At 42.5% G+C, this 18,223-nt stretch carries 10 protein-coding genes; 5 read left to right on the forward strand and 5 right to left on the reverse strand.

Translation table 11 applies throughout. The features are described 5' to 3' along the window. Positions 1-115: 115 nt before the first annotated feature. Positions 116-2,209 (reverse strand): M3 family metallopeptidase, encoded by a 2,094-nt coding sequence (locus BGI33_RS10390; RefSeq protein ID WP_100091108.1) that lies wholly within the window; start codon positions 2,207-2,209, stop codon positions 116-118. 128 nt (positions 2,210-2,337) lie between these two features. Here BGI33_RS10390 and BGI33_RS10395 point away from each other — a divergent pair, with 128 nt between their 5' ends. The 3 genes from BGI33_RS10395 to BGI33_RS13885 all read left to right on the forward strand — a co-directional run bounded on the left by BGI33_RS10395 (position 2,338) and on the right by BGI33_RS13885 (position 3,340). Continuing rightward, the gene (locus BGI33_RS10395) at positions 2,338-2,877 is read left to right on the forward strand and encodes a gamma carbonic anhydrase family protein (RefSeq protein ID WP_100091109.1); all 540 of its coding nucleotides are present in this window, start codon (positions 2,338-2,340) and stop codon (positions 2,875-2,877) included. Between the two features lie 15 nt (positions 2,878-2,892). Next, positions 2,893-3,033 carry a hypothetical protein gene (locus tag BGI33_RS13230; RefSeq protein WP_180296994.1) on the forward strand — a complete coding sequence of 47 codons (141 nt, stop codon included), beginning with the start codon at positions 2,893-2,895 and terminating at the stop codon, positions 3,031-3,033. A gap of 181 nt (positions 3,034-3,214) precedes the next feature. Then, positions 3,215-3,340, forward strand: coding sequence for a hypothetical protein (locus tag BGI33_RS13885; protein WP_255453832.1), 126 nt, complete (start codon positions 3,215-3,217; stop codon positions 3,338-3,340). A 559-nt stretch (positions 3,341-3,899) separates the two neighbouring features. On the opposite strand, the gene BGI33_RS10400 is transcribed toward BGI33_RS13885, so the two are convergent. From BGI33_RS10400 to galE, 3 genes are all read right to left on the reverse strand, one after another. Beyond that, positions 3,900-4,418 carry a hypothetical protein gene (locus tag BGI33_RS10400; RefSeq protein ID WP_143557256.1) on the reverse strand — a complete coding sequence of 173 codons (519 nt, stop codon included), beginning with the start codon at positions 4,416-4,418 and terminating at the stop codon, positions 3,900-3,902. 867 nt (positions 4,419-5,285) lie between these two features. Then, complete coding sequence (tldD, locus tag BGI33_RS10405) at positions 5,286-6,737, reverse strand: metalloprotease TldD (RefSeq protein ID WP_100091111.1); 1,452 nt, start codon at positions 6,735-6,737, stop codon at positions 5,286-5,288. A gap of 394 nt (positions 6,738-7,131) precedes the next feature. After that, positions 7,132-8,160, reverse strand: coding sequence for a UDP-glucose 4-epimerase GalE (gene galE / locus BGI33_RS10410; RefSeq protein WP_100091112.1), 1,029 nt, complete (start codon positions 8,158-8,160; stop codon positions 7,132-7,134). A gap of 697 nt (positions 8,161-8,857) precedes the next feature. Between galE and BGI33_RS10415 the strand changes: the two genes are divergently transcribed. Further along, on the forward strand, positions 8,858-10,507 hold the full coding sequence (locus tag BGI33_RS10415; protein ID WP_100091113.1) for a hypothetical protein: 1,650 nt from the start codon (positions 8,858-8,860) through the stop codon (positions 10,505-10,507). A gap of 330 nt (positions 10,508-10,837) precedes the next feature. Then, complete coding sequence (locus BGI33_RS10420; protein ID WP_100091114.1) at positions 10,838-12,664, forward strand: hypothetical protein; 1,827 nt, start codon at positions 10,838-10,840, stop codon at positions 12,662-12,664. Positions 12,665-13,136: 472 nt separating this feature from the next. On the opposite strand, the gene BGI33_RS13890 is transcribed toward BGI33_RS10420, so the two are convergent. Further along, a complete protein-coding gene (locus tag BGI33_RS13890; RefSeq protein ID WP_100091115.1) occupies positions 13,137-18,215 on the reverse strand; it encodes a calcium-binding protein in 5,079 nt (1,692 codons plus the stop codon). Between the last annotated feature and the right edge of the window lie 8 nt (positions 18,216-18,223).

Raw genomic sequence — 18,223 nt, forward strand, 5'->3', positions numbered from 1 at the left:
ATTAAATAATTACAATTCTAGTACAAACAAATTTTGAATTGTTAATTAAAAAATTACCTGCAAAACAATAAATTGTGTCATGCAGGCAATTTTTACTATATAGATTTCTGATAAACTACATATTAAAACCACAATGACGCAACAGCGCATCAATTTGTGGCTCGCGGCCGCGGAAAGCTTTAAATGACGCCATGGCCGGGCGGGAGCCGCCTACCGCGAGGACTTCACGCCAGAAGCGCTTACCTGTGGTGGTTGCATCAGCTTCTTCCTCAAACGCAGCATAGATATCAGCAGAAAGCACTTCAGCCCAGCTATAGCTGTAGTAACCGGCAGAATAACCACCGGCAAAGATATGGCTGAAGGAATGAGCAAAGCGGTTAAAGTCTGGCTGTGGCATCACTGCTACTCTGCGGCGTACTTCCTGCAAGGTTTGCTGCCAGTCGCAGCCCGGATGGCTGTAGATTTCCATATCAAACTGAGCAAATTCCATCTGGCGCAGCATAAACAGGCCGGTCTGGAAGTTTTTGGCCGCCAGCATTTTGTCGTAAAGCTCTTTTGGTAAAGGCGCGCCGGTATCCTGATGGCTGCTCATGCCTGCCAGCACATCGTATTCCCAGACAAAGTTTTCCATAAACTGGCTGGGCATTTCTACAGCATCCCACTCCACGCCATTAATGCCGGATACCCCCAGCTCATCTACCTGAGTAAGCAGATGATGCAGGCCGTGGCCAGTTTCGTGGAACAGGGTCAGGATTTCATCATGGCTCAGACGTGCAATATTACCGGCTACGGGCGGGGTAAAGTTGCATACCAGATAGGCGATCGGTGTTTGGAGCTGGCCGGCATGATTTCCGGTGGTGAAACGGCGACGGCCACGGTAGTCATTCATCCATGCGCCACCGCGCTTACCAGCACGTGCATACAGATCCATGTATACACCGCCAATAATGGCTCCGCCCTGCTCCAGCTCATAATAACGTACATCTGGGTGCCATACCGGTACCTGTTTTTCAATAAAATGCACACCGTACAATTTATCAATCTGAGCAAACAGGCCAGCCAGTACGCGGTCGGCCGGGAAATATTTTTTTACCTCAATCTGGCTGAATGCATACTTGGCCTGACGCAGTTTTTCGCTGGCATAGGTAATATCCCATGGCTGTAAATCATCCAGTCCGAGCTGTTCATGGGCAAATGCTTTAACTTCGGCCAAATCTTTTTCGGCAAATGGTTTAGCGCGACTGGCTAAGTCTTGCAGGAATGCCAGTACCTGCTGCGGTGTATCGGCCATTTTGGTGGCCAGAGACAGTTCGGCATAATTCTGAAAACCCAGCAATTGTGCTTCACGTGCGGCGATTTGCAGAATACGGTTGATATTGGCGGTATTGTCCCATTTGGCCTCACCCAGCTCGCTGGCTCGGGTTGAGTAGGCATGATAAAGCTGCCGGCGCAGTTCGCGGTTGTGCGCATATTGCATTACCGCCAGATAATGCGGCATTTGCAGGCCGATTTTATAGCCGGTTTTACCTTCGGCTTCGGCTGCGGCGGCAAACATGGCTAGAGCTTCTTCTGTCAGCCCGCTAATTTCGCTGTCATGGGCAAAATCGGCAGCGGTGCTGCTATGGCTGGATGCATTCTCTTTACCGACCAATGCTTCACCATTGGCAAAATACAATGCAAACGCGTCGGTGGCATCCAGTACATTCTGGCTGAATGCAGCAGAAAGTTGCGCGCCTTCGGCCTGCAAGGCTGCAAATTCGGCCTGTTCCTGTGCCGGCAATTCGGCGCCGCTCAGGACGAAATCGCGTAAATCATGATTCAGTTTGGTTTGCTGTGCTGCGCTCAATTGTGCATATTCTGCACCGGCCTTGATACTCTTGAAGCGCTCATATAAAGCGATATCCTGACTGATGGCAGTGAAAAATTCGCTTACTTTTGGCATCAGGGCATTATAGGCTGCGCGTAATTCAGGCGTATCGGCCACGCTGTTCAAATGGGCAACCACCCCCCAGATACGGCCGACACGTTCGGTGATATTGGTTAATGCTTCTACCGTGTTATTCCAGTTTACGCCAGATTCTGCTTTCAGCGCGGTAATGGCGGCATTGGCCTGATTCATGGCTTCAGTCATGGCCGGTTCAATATCAGTGGCGCTGATGGCATCAAAGCGCGGTTCGCTATCCAGATTCAACAAAACATTTTCAGACATAGTATTCTCATGAGAAAAATACCTGTAAATTTGCGGTTTTTCAGGTAAATCGGGTGGAAAAGGCAGGAGCTGCTGTTTATCTTCTGCTCTAAATGATGTGTATAATGCAATAGGATAAGGTCAAAACCATGAAAAACAATATTCGTTCTTATTTGGATACGCAACCACAAATTGCTGATAGTTGTTATATAGATGATATGGCAGTGGTTATCGGGGATGTGGTATTGCACGAACAGGTATCTGTGTGGCCGTTTGCGGTGATTCGTGCAGATGTGAACAGGATGCAGATTGGCGCCAGAAGCAATATTCAGGATCACTGTATGCTGCATGTGAGCCATAAAACAGCAGCGAAGCCAGAGGGTTCACCCCTGCTGATTGGTGAAGATGTAACCATCGGCCATCATGTTAATCTGCATGGCTGCACCATTGGTAATCGCGTTCTGGTGGGTATCAATTCAATCGTGCTGGATGACGTCATTATTGAAGATGAGGTGATGATTGGTGCCGGCAGTTTGGTTCCGCCACGCAAACGGCTGGCCAGTGGTTATCTGTATATGGGCTCTCCCGTGCAGCAAATTCGCCCGTTAACAGAAAAAGAACGCGAATTTTTGCCATATTCTGCGGCGCATTATGTTAAACTTATGCAAAATTATCATGTTAACCCTTAAAGAAAGGATAGTGGAATGAAGAAACTTTTGTCTCTAGGCTTGTTGTGCAGTGCACTGGTATTAGCTGGTTGTGCCAGTCATGGCACCGGCGGTGGCCAGACTGAGGTATATGGTAATCTTAAAGGTGGGGTGGAATCATCTCATACGGGTCATTAAACTTACTGCTTACGTAACTTCGCTGATATAAGCTATTGTCCTATATGAATTAATTAGTGTCGTAAATTGGGTATATTATGCGGTTGGAAAGTGCAAAATTTGCATGGACTGATTGTTATAGTGGTAGAGTTAAACTGGATTAGCAAAGCAGTTTTTCAAACCAATCACAAAGGACACTATGATGAAAAAATTATTAGGAATCGGCGCTTTATTGGCTGCTATGGCACTGTCTGCCTGTGCAACGACACATTCTGGTACTAAAGAAGCTCCGTATAGCGATGTACAGGCCGCAGTAGAATCTAATTAATTGTTGTATTGATTAAAAGTGGTTGTGTTTGCCAGAAATATTTATCTGGCGAATGTAACCACTTTTTTGTTTTTATATTATTGATTTTTGAATAATAAATAACAGTTATACAGTCTGGCAAACATTGTGATAATGGTTATAGATGACCAGTTAAGAAGCATATAGAACAATATGACAGCAGGTATTGGTTTAGCTTTAATGTCACACTAATTATATAAATATAATCAGAATTGTGTAGCTTGAACTAGCAGCAGCAATATATCGCTGCTGACTATTTTGCTTAAATGCAGGGAAGCTTGAAATTTCATTCAGAAGTATCGGAGCACGCCTTCTTTTCCCGCTGCTATCCGCAAAATGCCTGATTGGCAGGTTTTGTTAAGAGAGATATATAGCTGCGGGTATTTTATTTATCCAGACAGTTTCAAATTTTATATAAACGTTTAATTTTACCAGCCAGTAGCAACATGGCTAGTTGGCTGACTTAAATCATTATGGCTATAGCCATCTTAAATCTGTGACTGTGAATGTAATCGTGAACAGGCGGTACTAGTGTGTAATTTTATTGACCATCAGATTCAGAGTTAAGTAGTAGTATTGTTGATCCATCTGCATTTACCTCCTGTAGAATCACGCCACACTTTGCTATGGTATAGGTAGCAATAGCTTCATAATCTTTACCTGGTTCGGCGACAAACGTAAGTTTTTTACTCTGGCAGGATGGCTGGTTAGTAATTATTTTCCCACCATGATGGGTATTATTAACGTTGGTTAGGCCAATAATCGCATTAAATATGGTAATGGGTACGTTGGCCGGGATAGTGAATTCACGGTAATACAGCTTCGACAGATTATGATTGTGCTGCTTCATAGTATCCAGAGTGGTAGTGGCTGGTATGCCGATAGTGCTGTTACGGGCTACACCCAATAATGAAGCAAATGCACCGCCCATATTGCCACCGGTTGATTCTTTGACCACATGCCCCTGAAAGCTGTATTTCATATTGGTAGGCTTGCCGTTTTGCCCGAATATACGTATCCGCGCCTGTGGGGCTGCATCGTCCGGTATATCCTGCGCCATGGCAAGATTAAAGTTTAAACTTAATAAAGTACTGACTATCAGGAACTTTATTAGGCTGGGCTTAGATTTTATTTTTTTGGTAACAAACATATGGCGACTCACAGAATAACTTAGGTTAAACAAAACAGCTTAAAGATGTGTTATTAAAATATTTAATATATATTACTATTATACTCACATAAATAAGGATATTTTTCGTAGTATTATATATTTATTGGTAGAATATTTACTCGAATTGAAAGCTGATTAGTTAAGTAATGTGAACAGGATGCGTGTCGATAAACTTATGTACAAGCAGTACAGCCGGATAGTGCTGCTGTTGGCATGTAGTCATCTGTTAATTGTAATATAGCGATAACCAATGACTATAGCCAGCCGTATTGTGGTTATTGCGACAGTATTGCGGATAAAAATTTTGTTTGTGGCTTGTCGTGCCGAGAAAGCAAAGTATGTGTAGAAATCATTCCCAAGCACTACCGGCTGATATTGGGTGGTGAACGAGACATCAGCATGATTCAGCCAGCACACTGCTGAAATTCGTATGCTATGCTGATTGATGCTGTAAAAATAAACGTATATACCTGCATCACAGGAATAAAAGCTTAATACAGCGTAAGAAAAAACCATCAGACTGTTTATTCTGATTATTAGCGACGCAGTAGTTGGCCATGTTTAATAGTATTAGCGTAGACAAATATTATCTGTACTAAAAAGAATGCGAACTTTTCTTTAATAACCGCGATGAAAGCCTGAATACGATTCTATTCAGGCGAGTTAAGCACAGGCTATAATAAAGTCACACCTATGGCCAGATTAAAAAAACGGGCGCAGAAATGCTCGCCCGTTTTTTTACTGGTTTGGTGCTGATTAGGTTTGGCTACCGCCAACGGTAAGACCTTCATCAATACGCAAGGTGGGCTGTCCCACACCTACCGGAACGCTCTGGCCGTCTTTACCACATACGCCTACACCACTGTCCAGACTGGTGTTATTGCCAATCATACTGACGTGTTTTAATACCTCAGGGCCGCTGCCGATGATGGTGGCTCCTTTAACCGGGTACTGTAGCTTGCCGTTTTCAACCCACCATGCTTCCGAAGCACTGAATACAAACTTGCCACTGGTAATGTCTACCTGTCCACCACCAAAATTCACCGCATATAAGCCTTTATCGACAGAAGCAATAATTTCTTCAGGATTAAGCTGGCCGTTTTCCATATAGGTATTAGTCATACGCGGCATCGGTGCTGAAGCATAGTTTTCACGGCGGCCATTACCGGTTACCGGTACCCCCATCAGGCGGGCATTGGTTTCGTCCTGCAAATAACCACATAAAATACCGTCTTCAATCAGCACAGTGCGTCTGGTGGCGTTACCCTCATCATCAATGTTCAGAGAGCCGCGGCGTTCAGCAATATTACCCTGATCCACCACTGTCACCCCCTTTGCGGCAACACGCTCACCCAGCCGGCCGGCAAATGCACTGGTACCCTTGCGGTTAAAATCACCTTCCAGACCATGGCCAACAGCTTCATGCAGCAATACACCCGGCCAGCCGTTACCCAAAACCACCGTCATCGAACCTGCTGGTGCCGGACGCGCCTCCAGATTAGTCAGCGCCTGTGCCACGGCCGTATCCACATATGATTTAAGCATGGCTTCATCAAAATAGCCCAGGTCAAAGCGGCCGCCACCGCCACTGCTGCCCTGTTCACGCCGCTCACCCTGTTTGGCAATTACCGTCACCGACAAGCGCACCAGCGGGCGAATATCAGTATGTATCCGTCCATCCAGCCGTGCCAGATAAATCAGCTCGTGTTCGCATACCAGCCCGGCCATTACCTGCACAACGCGCGGATCTGCTGCTTTTGCCAGTGTTTCCACCTGCTGCAATAAAGCCACTTTGGCTGCCGCATCCAGACTTAGCATCGGATTAGCCATACCATACAGTGGCTTGGCCAGCGGCAGCGTAGTCAGGCCAACTGAACGCTGCTGCCCGGCCTGACCAATCGCCCGTACCGCCTGCGCAGCATTGGTTAATGCCTGTACATTCAGATTATCGGCATAGGCAAATGCCGTTTTTTCCCCACTTACCGCGCGTACCCCCACGCCCTGCTCAATCTGGAAACTGCCTGATTTCACCATGCCCTCTTCCAGATGCCAGCTTTCATAGATACTGCGCTGGCAGTAGATATCGGCATAGTCAATGTGGTGAGCACCCATCAGTGACAATGCATGAGTAAAATCAGCCACGGCCAGCTCGTTATCGGCCAGTAGCTGTTGGTGTACAAGTTGAGCGGTTTGAGTAGAGATAGGCATGAGCAATAAAAGGTTGAGTTGTGACAAAAGCACAAACAGGGAAATGGTTTAACCAGAATACAATTGTGGGCAATTATACCGAAAACAAGCTGTCTCTGTGTGACAGCCATCTGTCGCATCAAAAGCAGAAGCAGAATTGTTTTAGCGACAGGAAAAAAAACATTATGTAAAAATCACTACAATGATATTGATAATTATTATCATTATATTATAATGTGTCTTACCAGTTAGTTAGCGATAGTTAACCGGTAACGATCTCAAGTATCTTTAAACCTATTTTCAGGAGCGGCTTAGCGATTAGCGTTAAATTTTGCATCAAAACTCAAAAACCGAAAACATCAAAGCCACTGATATCCTCAGTGGCTTTGATGTTTAAACACAGGAATGGCAGCAATCAGGCCAAATCATCACTGCCATAACCTTGCGGATTGAGCTCTTGCCAGCGCCATGCATCGGCCATCATACAGGCCAGATCACGCTGTGCCTGCCAGCCCAGTTCCTGTGCAGCGCGCTCAGGATTGGCATAGCAGCTAGCTATGTCGCCGGCGCGGCGAGGAACAATCTGATAAGGAATTTTCTGGCCGCTGGCTACTTCAAAAGCGCGCACAATTTCTAGTACCGAATAGCCCTGACCCGTACCCAGATTGTAAATATGTACACCCGGCCGATTGCCCGTAGCGCGCATAGCACTTAAATGCCCATCGGCCAAATCCATCACATGAATATAATCACGTACACCCGTACCATCGGCAGTAGGATAATCATCACCAAATACCGATAATTGTGCCAGCTTGCCTACCGCTACCTGACAGATATACGGCAGCAGATTATTCGGAATGCCATTCGGGTCTTCACCAATCAGGCCGGATTCATGCGCACCTACCGGATTGAAATAACGCAGTAAGGTGATACTCCAGCGCGCATCTGCCGCCTGTATATCCATTAACATCCGCTCTACCATATATTTGGAAGTGCCATATGGATTGGTTGTGCCACCTGTAGCAGCGCTTTCATCAATCGGAACAGTATCCGGCGTACCATACACCGTGGCGGACGAGCTGAACACCAGATTAAATACCCCGGCTTTCGCCATTTCTTCCACCAGAATCAAACTGCCACTGACATTATTATCATAATATTTCAGTGGTTCGCGCACACTTTCACCTACCGCTTTCAGACCGGCAAAATGCAGCACATGCTCAATGCAGTGACGGGCAAAAATATCTTGCAGCAAACTGCGATCCCGAATATCTCCCTGATAAAACGTTACTTCTTTACCAGTAATCCGGCTTAAACGCGGTAATACCGCAGGTGAAGCATTGCACAGATTATCAATAATAACCACATCGTGGCCGGCATTGAGTAATTGTACAGAGGTATGGGAGCCGATAAAGCCGGCGCCGCCTGTTACCAGAATGGCCATAAACTATCCGTAATGATTTTTGAACAAAACAAAGTAATAACCAGAAATCAGGCAGCAGTGTGCCACCTGTATAGTCTGACTACATCAATTAAAAACTCATGTGTGAGCAGCATCCTGTAATTATAGCCTGATTGTATTAAACCGAGATTAAGCTTAATAAAGAGTGACTAATTTATAGCGGCAAAGAGTACTAGCCAGCATCAAAACATAACGACATAATCTACCTGTATAAACTCTGGCAGCAGTATATGGATGACTATTCAAGATGTTTTTAACCAACACTGCGCCAATAGTGGCCATTTATCATCAGAAGATTATTTACACATATTATTCTTTGGTGTACATTTGCAGTACCTCACTACTGCTAGAGCTAGCAGTTAAACAACTTTCAGCAATGTATTATTTCTATATTGTAGCTGTATTAATTTTCTTTCTTTCAACAACCACAAAAGCAGCCCGATACCGGGTAATCTGCACGTGTTTATCTCTTTCTTCAAATAAATAAAAATTATTTTTTTGAAGAAAAACACACAAAATTGTGTGCTATCTGATTACAGATTATATTTATTTAACATACTTATCAAATTAGTTTTGCATAAATATCATTGACTCAATGCATATTACATATGCATAACTAATCTGAATAAGTCCCTATATCATATTTTATTAATGTTTATAACTACACAGATTTAGACAAATGGAAAAATTTATTGAAATATTAGATCAAAAACAAATTAAATATACTGTTGCAAATCGCACTATCAGTGTACTTGAAAATCTAAATTTAAGACAAATCGGTCTGGAAAAATTACCTGATAATTTAACAGTTTATGGTGATTTGGATTTGTATGGCAACAAAATAGAAAAACTGCCCAATAATTTGATTGTACAAGGGGGGTTATATTTGATATCTACACAAATTAAAGCACTACCGGCAGATTTAAAAATTGGCGGTAGTTTGAATTTAAGTTATACACCTATTGATGTATTACCAGAAAATTTAACTATCAATGGTTACTTGCATATATTTCATACTAGAATTGATGTATTACCAGAAAATTTAACGGTAATGGGCGATTTTGACGCTTCAGAAACCGTCATTACCAAACTACCAGAAAAATTCAATATAAAAGGTAGCATATGTCTGAAAAACTGTCCAATCGATATTTTACCTGATGATTTATATGTACATGGTGATCTGGATTTAAGCAGTACGCAAATTAAAGTACTTCCGGCAAATCTCAATGTGGCCGGTAGCTTGGATCTTCGTAGTACCAAAATAAAAGAATTTCCTGATGATTTAGTTGTCAAAGGTAGTTTAGATTTATGCAATACTGGTATTGAAGAATTGCCGCCTAATTTAACTATCAATGGAGATTTAAATCTGAATGCCACATGGATTAAAAGATTACCGGTAAATCTTACAGTAAACGGCTGGCTGTCATTGTCCGGCACAAAAATCTATCAAATGTTGAAAAATTTTAATGGCAGATTTGATAGTTTAGATATCTCCTGTGGCAAAATAAAGAAACTTCCAGATAATCTGAAAATAAAAGATAGTTTAAATCTGGAATTTTCTGAAATTAAAAAATTGCCGAAAAATTTAAGTGTAGGCGGGGAGCTATATCTTGAAAGCACAGATATTAAAAAGCTGCCTAAAAACCTTAGCGTTGGCGGTACCCTTAACTTGCAATGTACCAGAATTAAAAAATTACCCAAAAATTTCAATGTTAAAAATGGACTGGATTTAAGTTTTTCCCCAATTGACAGGCTACCGGAAAATCTGCAAGAAATAAACAAACTGGTTTTAACTGGTACTAAAATCAGAAATTTACCTGTTAATCTGCGCATAGAAACTGATTTAAGAATAAGTGACAGCAAAATAAAAAAACTGCCAGACAATCTATATGTAGGTGATACACTGGATATAAGCAAAACCAAAATTAAATCTTTGCCAGCAGGTTTGAAAGTAGGAAAATGCATGTTACTGAATGACACTAAAATCAGTAAATTGCCGAATAATTTGAAACTTAGTCATGGCATAAATCTAAAAAATACCGCCATCAGATCTCTGCCTGAAAATCTGGATGTCAGATGGCTGAGTCTGAGCCTTAACAAGATAAAAAACATTGCCTACAGAAAAAACTGTACTTCCAGAAAGAAAGCGATTTTTGCTGCCTATCTGCATGAAGAATTTAAAATTTTTATGAATGAATTCCTCATTGGCAATCTGGAACAATTCGAACAGTATGCCAACAAAGAATTTATTAATCCAGAAGCCAGTGAACTTAAACAGGCAGCAAGAGATTGTGTCGCGCAGTTGCAGCAAAAACTATCTGTTAAATAATATCTGCTGGTCTATGTGATTGTTTGATTCAGGTAATCATCAATTGATGGTTGCCTGAATTTAGCCAAATAGTAAACCACTAAATTCAGGCTGGCAAAAATTGTGTATCGTAATATTAATGTTGTTAGCAGTATAGATAAACAGCCTGAAAATATACATAAATATCTAATTAGCATTGTTATGTGTTATTTATTTTAGAATTTAATCATTCAGCTTGATATAAGCTTTAGTAGCCGAAAAATAATCATCCATAAATACCCCGGATTTTAGCGCATTAAATCGGCTTAATTTTTATTAATAACCTAAGTTAAAAACACAGAAAACTAAGTTATGGAACAATTTATCGCATTTCTCGACACACGTGAGATTAAATATTCTATTGAAGATAATACAGTAACAATATTTGAAAATCTTGATCTGACAGGGATGAGAATTGAAGTCTTACCGGATAATCTCATTGTTAATGGCGATCTCGATCTAAAAGTAACAAAGATAAAAAAATTGCCAGATAATTTAACAGTAAATGGTAGATTATGCGTGCGCGGTACCAAAATCAAGGCATTACCTGCTAATTTAAATGTAAAAGGCTCTATAGATTTACTGAAGACCAGAATTGCCTCATTACCGGATAACCTAACTGTAAATGGCGATTTGAATTTAGAGGGAACCCATATTAAATCCTTACCAGCCAACCTTATTGTAAAAGGAGATTTGGATTTGGGCGATTCGCATCTTTTATATTTACCGGAAAAATTACATGTAGATGGTAAACTGGATCTGTCAGATACTAAGATAGACAGATTGCCTAACAATCTAAACGTGCAGGGGGATCTGAATCTTGATCGTACCCGAATTAAAAAATTACCTAAAAATCTAAATGTAGCGGGTAGTCTCAGACTGAATGATTCTAAAATTAAAATATTACCAGATAATCTGGTTATTGCTGGTGATTTAGAGTTGAGTAATACCCGAATCAGAAAATTGCCAAGCAATTTAAAAGTAGGCGGTGAATTGGAACTATGCGGTACCAGAATAAAAAAATTACCAGATGATTTAACTGTGGCAAATGGCATTGCTTTAGGCGGTTCTAAAATTAGAAAGCTACCCGATAATTTAACCGTCAACAGCTATCTGGATTTAGGTTTTTCAAAAATAAAAAAGTTGCCAGATAATTTAATTGTAAACGGATATTTGGGATTACGCGGCACTAATGTCAAAAAATTATTAAAGCATTCAAATGTGCAATGCACCAGCCTAGGTTTAGAATACGCTAAGATAAAGCAATTGCCTGCCAATACAGAAGAAAAAAACAGTTTATATCTGGATTATTCCAAATTAAAAAAACTGCCGGATAATCTCTGTCTGAAAGGGGATTTAACATTACGCTATGCAGCTATTAAAAAATTACCGGATAATTTGATGGTAGGTGGTGATCTTGATATGAGCCGCACCAGAATCAAAAAATTGCCTGAAAATTTAAAAGTTGAGGGTAAGCTCAACTTTAGCTCAACCAAACTTGAAAAATTACCGGATAATTTACATATTAGTAGCGATTTAGACTTATATAATAGCAAGGTTAGAAAAATCCCGGATAATTTAAAAGTAAACGGAACGCTGGATTTATATAACACAAAAATTAAAAAGCTTCCTAAAAATCTATTTGTAAAAAATACATTGTATTTAAGCAATACCAGCATCAAAACTTTGCCGTCTGATTTAAAAGTAGAAGGTGATCTTTGGCTTAGCTATTCCAATATTAAAAAATTACCGGATAATTTAAAGTTAAATGGCGATTTAATTTTAAATAATACAAAAATTAAAAGACTTCCTAAAAATTTATCTGTGAAGAATACTTTAGATATCCGACATACTAAAATCACTACTTTGCCTGAAGATTTGGCGTTTGGCTGTATCGAATTAAATCCTAAAAAAATAAAAAACATAGTTTATAAAAATTGTCCTTCAGTAAAAGCAACAATTTTTGCAGTCTATTTACAAGGAGAAATCAAAATTGTAGGCGGAAATACTCTGGTAGGTAATTTAGCGGAATTTGAACAGCGTACAGATAAATTATTTTTACAAGCAGAAGCTGATGAATGTAAACAGATTGCTCGAGATTGTGCAGTGCAATTACAGCAAAAACTATTCCTTAACTAATCTGCTGGTTTATGTGGTTGCTTGATTCAGGTAATCCTCAACTGATGATTGTCTGAATTTAGCCAAATAGCAAACCACTAAATTCATGCCGGCAGTGGTTTTGTCTTGTAATAGCAAATGATATCAGCAGTATAGATAATCAGCCTAGAAACAATTCCATTGCTCCCCGTACTGCTTGATTTTAAAACCCTGGCATTAGTTTTATTAATCAAACTACCAGATATAGGAATTTAATATCATCTGCCAGAGAAATATTATTTATTAGCCTAAGTAGCAGATGTTATATATCACGACAGAGTACAAAATATATTCATAGCCTGTCGGTATTGAATCGGAATGTTTTATGGCTACCTGAAAATTTCGGGGCTGAGGGAAATAATATTTATTATGGCTTAGCATCAGCTATCTTTATCCACAATAAAAAGCCTGCAAATTATATTTGCAGGCTTGTCTGTACTACAGTGCTTTTGGCTTAACCACAGTTGGCCGCAAGAATATTCGGCGGTGCAAACTGCTTCACCTCATCCGCCGCCCATATCCGGCCTTCACTGCTGCCACTGGAGAAAGTAGCCATTGCTCCTACCAATTGCTGTACCTGTGCGGCTGTATAGTGCATACCATCCGCAGTATGAATCTGATACTGCCGGTACGACGCATCCGCAAACCAGTTATCCAGCCGTACCTGATCATGTGAACCAATATGGCCGATAAGCAGGTCATCCCCATTGCGGCTTAGTCGCAACTCATCACTACGGTAGTCGACAAAATCCAGAATATCGCCCTGCGATTCATTTGCCGCCTGATCAATCACCTCATCGTATCCATAACCGGCTCGGAATACATAACGATCCCGCTGCCAGCTACCGCCAACCAGCAAATCATTACCGCTGCCTCCTTCCAGAATATCCATGCCAGCACCACCAAATAACTGATCATCTCCGGCACCGCCATACAGAATATCATTGCCGTCGCCGCCATCAAGCAAATCATTGCCGCCATAGCCATGTAAAATATCATTACCGCCATAGCCATACATCAAATCCTTGCCGGCCGTACCAAAAAGCTCATTATCCCTATCATTGCCTTCAATAATGCGGTCATACTTGGCGGCATTATGATGCTGTATGTTATCAGTCAGCTGCTTTAAGGAGCGCGTTATATAAGAATTACCACCATTAGGCTGGGCAAATAATAAATTATTCATATCCAGGCTGTTGGCACGTCCATCCAGATAATAGCCAACCAGATAGATTACATCCCCATTAACTCCATTGGTTACCTTAATGCCTTTTTCGTAAGTACTGATGGACAGATTATCCAGTGGCACATCCACAATCACTATCGACTGCCCACTGTAATCCTCAATTGTGGTAACGCCGTCACCACTCTTGAATACAAAGTAATCATCACCTGTACCACCATTCAGATAATCATTGCCTTTGCCGCCCAGCAGCCAGTCACGCCCGTCGCCGCCGTAAAGCCGGTCGTTACCATTACCGCCACTGAGGTAATCATTTCCTTCATCGCCTTGCAGCAGATCATTGCCTTCGCCGCCAAGTATCGTATCATTGCCGGCGCCGCCATAAATCACATCATTACCACCGGCCGTATCCGTATCATTCATATTCATCGCATTACCGCCGCTGAGGAAATCATTGCCCTCCCCGCCATAGAGCACATCATTGCCGCCACCGCCAAAAACGGTGTCGTTGCCGGTACCACCATCAAGGTAATCATTGCCATAGCCACCATCTATATAATCATCACCTTCTTCGCCATAGATGGTGTCATTACCATTATCCTGCGGCCGGTTTTCTTTCGGATTCTTCCAGCCCAGATCGCCGAATAATTTATCATTACCCGCACCACCATAAATCAGGTCATCACCCAGCTGCCCCACCACCAGATCATTACCGTTACCAGCGTAAATAGTATCGTTATAGCTATTGTCTGTAGCCACAATATCCATACCGACACCAGAATTGAAATCACCGAATATCTGGTCATCACCATCGCCACCATAAATGGTATCGCGGCCACCACCACCAAAGAGAATGTCATCGCCGATGCCGCCATCCAGTGTATCATCGCCATAGCCGCCAAAAATCATGTCATTGCCAGCGCCGCCGGAAAGATAATCATTCCCCGCCATGGTGGTATTTAGCTCATGGCCTTCACGACCATCATCACCCCATAGCATATCATCGCCATCACCACCGATAATCCAGTCATCACCACCACCGCCAGCCAGCTTATCATTGCCGGTGCCGCCGTCGATGAAATCATTACCATGTTCGGTAATATCTTTATCTAACCAGTCACCATAAATTTCGTCATCGCCAGCGTCGCCATACAGTTCATCATTGCCGGCGCCACCATAAATTTTGTCATTATCATCACCGCCATGAATCACATCATCGCCATAGCCACCATCGAGAATATCATTGCCGGCATCGCCCCAAATATGATCGTTGCCATTAAGCTCCGGATGGCGGCCTTTGGGGTCTGAATCATCACCCCAGATTATATCGTCGTCATCACCACCATAGAGATAATCATCACCACCACCGCCAATAATTTTGTCATTACCGGCACCGCCATAAATAGTGTCATTGCCATGATATTTAGCGTCCAGCATTTTTCCTGTTTCATAAATGCCATCATCGCCAAACAGGCGGTCATCTCCATCGCCGCCAATAATCACATCATTACCACCACCGCCAACTATCTCATCATTGCCGTCGCCGCCATCAATATAGTCATCCCCATGTAAGGCACCCGCCAGCGAGGTTAGGTAGCCTGGCGTTGTAATACCATCGCCATATAAAAAATCATTTCCTTTGCCTCCTACAATATAATCATTGCCAGCCATACCATAGATGATATCGTCACCCTGTTCCGTGCTGCCCGGAGCCACTGAATCACCTTCAATATAATCATTCAGATTACCGCCTACAATATGGTCATTGCCATCACCACCATATAAATAGTCTCCACCCCCATCCGCAGCATCATCACTTCTTCCACTAATACCATCAAATATCCGGACGCCATCCCGATTAATATATATGCCCCAGTTTGGGCCGGCATAAATTAGTTTTTTACCGGAAGCCGGCATCGTCCAGCGCTCATCCGGGCGGACACGATTACCAATAGTTAAATGATGATTAGCCCAGATAAAATCATCACCGGCACCGCCTTTGATGATGTCGGAGCCGCCACCTCCGGCAAGTAAATCCGTGCCATCGCCGCCCAGAATAATATCGTTACCGCCCATGCCGTCAATCGCATCGCCGCCATCGAGGCCATTAATCTCATCGGCACCGTCTGTGCCCTTAATCACATCTTCAAAGCCTTTTTCTATCACACCACCAATAATCGCACCTTTGGCATTGCGATTTTTCCAGCCCCAGTAATATTGGCCGGCGAAACTCTTGTCTAAATCAAAGTGGCCTTCTTCATGAATAATTTTTGTGCGCCAGTCGCCAACAATTTTATTGATTTTATTATTGTTATTGTTACTATCCTTGAATTTGGGCAGCCTGATACCAAGCTTGCCGCCACTCATTTGCTCCCAGCCGACAATGGTTAAAATATCATTTTTGTTTTCCTGCGATTGAATCACCAGGTCGCCAGTGATTTTATCCACACTTATACGCCATTTCTCATCGGATGAAATCCAGACATTATTTTCTTTTGCTGTCCATTTGAGTTTTGAAAGCAGTTGGTTATTAAGATAGATACTGCCTTTGCCGTCAGAATCATAAATCTTATCCTTGCCATCGCCGCTATTGAAATAATACTTGTCTGCGCCAACACCGCCTACCAGAATATCATTGCCTTTACCGCCCCTGAGCGTATCATTGCCGGCGCCGCCAAACAGATAATCATCACCGTCACCGCCAGAGATATCATCATTGCCCTTGCCACCAAAAATCACATCCGCCTGCTTGCCGCCCACTACTTTAGTAGTGCCATTGCCCAGCATCACCACCTGATGGGCGTCATCACCAGCATTGGCATCGGTACTCCAGCTTTGCCCGGTTTGCTCATCACGAAATACAATCGCATCTTCGGCGCCGAAGCCGTATTGCTTACGAATCGATTCTATTATCGATTTTTGTTGCAGATAGCTCGGGCGCCTAGAAAAAGCAACACCGTCATGTTCATTAAATTTATCACTTAACACCTGATTATATTCATCTGCCTGAGCAAGGCGCATTTCCTGAATCATCCAGGTGCGCACCTTAATCCAGTCTTCGCCTACATCATCAATTTTCCGCGCCGTTGGCATCTTATCCGGATTCAATACTACTACCGGATTAAGCTGCATCAGTGCATTCAGATACAGCGATACCATTTGTTGATTGCCTTGTTTTTCCCATGCCTGCAACTGCGTTAATAATTTTTCCGGCAGCTCATCAATAAATGCCAGCTGGTATTTAAATTCAAACTTGCCCGGCTTCCCGGCAATTTCATTGCGATGACCATTCACCGGATCAAAGACAAAACCCATCCCTTTATCAGCAAAATTATCGTAATTAATGCTATTAATCCGCGGATTGGATGAATTAATGCTATTAGTATTTAATATTGCTGCCATAATCCATTGTGTTACCGCCTTGCCGCCAGCTACGTCCCAGTTATATTTCAACTGCTCTAATTCTGCATCTGAACTCTGCTGATTGGTAAAATATCGCCCAATTGCCCGATCGTATGGAGAACCATAGTCCTTGTACCATAAGTTTTCCATACCTTCTTTACCAAATTCTTGCCAATAATCCTTTAGCGGGGCAAATCTGCTAGTATTATCTATCCACTTTTTCGCCAGTGCCTGATCAGCGCTGGAAATTGGCACTTTTTTATAGCAACTCCGAAGCAGCATTCCCCCAACCAGACCCAAACTCGCTGCCATTAGCTCTATCGCAGCAGAGGATTTAGGTTTACCAGTTAGTTTATCAATATAAATATACCCATTATGAGCATCTCTCATGATTTCAGATAATCCAAAGCTCATCGTCCAGCTATCGACATTGGTGCCTTCGGTTGCCCACATAGCTTCCCACTCTCGTTCGACAACCTGTTCGCCTTTGATTTCGCGCCCACCAATGAGTTTCCCCGACGCATACTGTTCGATAATGCGCATCGGCTCATACAGCGTCCAGTAATTAATATCAACATTATTATCTTTAAATACCTTAATATGAAATTCTTTCATTTGTTGATAAGTAATATCCTGACTGACACTACCCGAACCGGCCTTTTTCTCTAGCATAGCCAGATAACCCAAGGCCATGCCGCGGCGAATCTTATTGGTTTCATCGGTAGTCAAAACATGATGATGTTCTTCTGCCACCGCCTGCATAAATTCCAGCGCGCCATTACCGGTAATGGTATCTGCCGATGCTACCCCATACGCCCATTTAGCATAATGATAGCCACGTTTGGCCAGTTGCTGATACACTTCACCAACATCGGATAAATCCCCATTTAATATTTGCTCACGCCATGCCTTGATTTCAGCTGCCGATACTTTTTGCGCTTCTAACATATTTATCT

Origin of the sequence: Snodgrassella alvi (genome assembly GCF_002777425.1) — a bacterium.
In the GTDB taxonomy this organism is placed as follows: Bacteria; Pseudomonadota; Gammaproteobacteria; order Burkholderiales; family Neisseriaceae; genus Snodgrassella; species Snodgrassella alvi_B.

Coding starts and splice junctions, on each gene's coding strand:
- BGI33_RS10415 (WP_100091113.1), top strand. CDS start 8,858: ATGGAAAAATTTATTGAAATATTAGATCAAAAACAAATTAAATATACT.
- galE (WP_100091112.1), bottom strand. CDS start 8,160: ATGGCCATTCTGGTAACAGGCGGCGCCGGCTTTATCGGCTCCCATACC.
- BGI33_RS10395 (WP_100091109.1), top strand. CDS start 2,338: ATGAAAAACAATATTCGTTCTTATTTGGATACGCAACCACAAATTGCT.
- BGI33_RS10400 (WP_143557256.1), bottom strand. CDS start 4,418: ATGGCGCAGGATATACCGGACGATGCAGCCCCACAGGCGCGGATACGT.
- BGI33_RS13885 (WP_255453832.1), top strand. CDS start 3,215: ATGAAAAAATTATTAGGAATCGGCGCTTTATTGGCTGCTATGGCACTG.
- BGI33_RS10390 (WP_100091108.1), bottom strand. CDS start 2,209: ATGTCTGAAAATGTTTTGTTGAATCTGGATAGCGAACCGCGCTTTGAT.
- BGI33_RS10420 (WP_100091114.1), top strand. CDS start 10,838: ATGGAACAATTTATCGCATTTCTCGACACACGTGAGATTAAATATTCT.
- tldD (WP_100091111.1), bottom strand. CDS start 6,737: ATGCCTATCTCTACTCAAACCGCTCAACTTGTACACCAACAGCTACTG.
- BGI33_RS13230 (WP_180296994.1), top strand. CDS start 2,893: ATGAAGAAACTTTTGTCTCTAGGCTTGTTGTGCAGTGCACTGGTATTA.
- BGI33_RS13890 (WP_100091115.1), bottom strand. CDS start 18,215: ATGTTAGAAGCGCAAAAAGTATCGGCAGCTGAAATCAAGGCATGGCGT.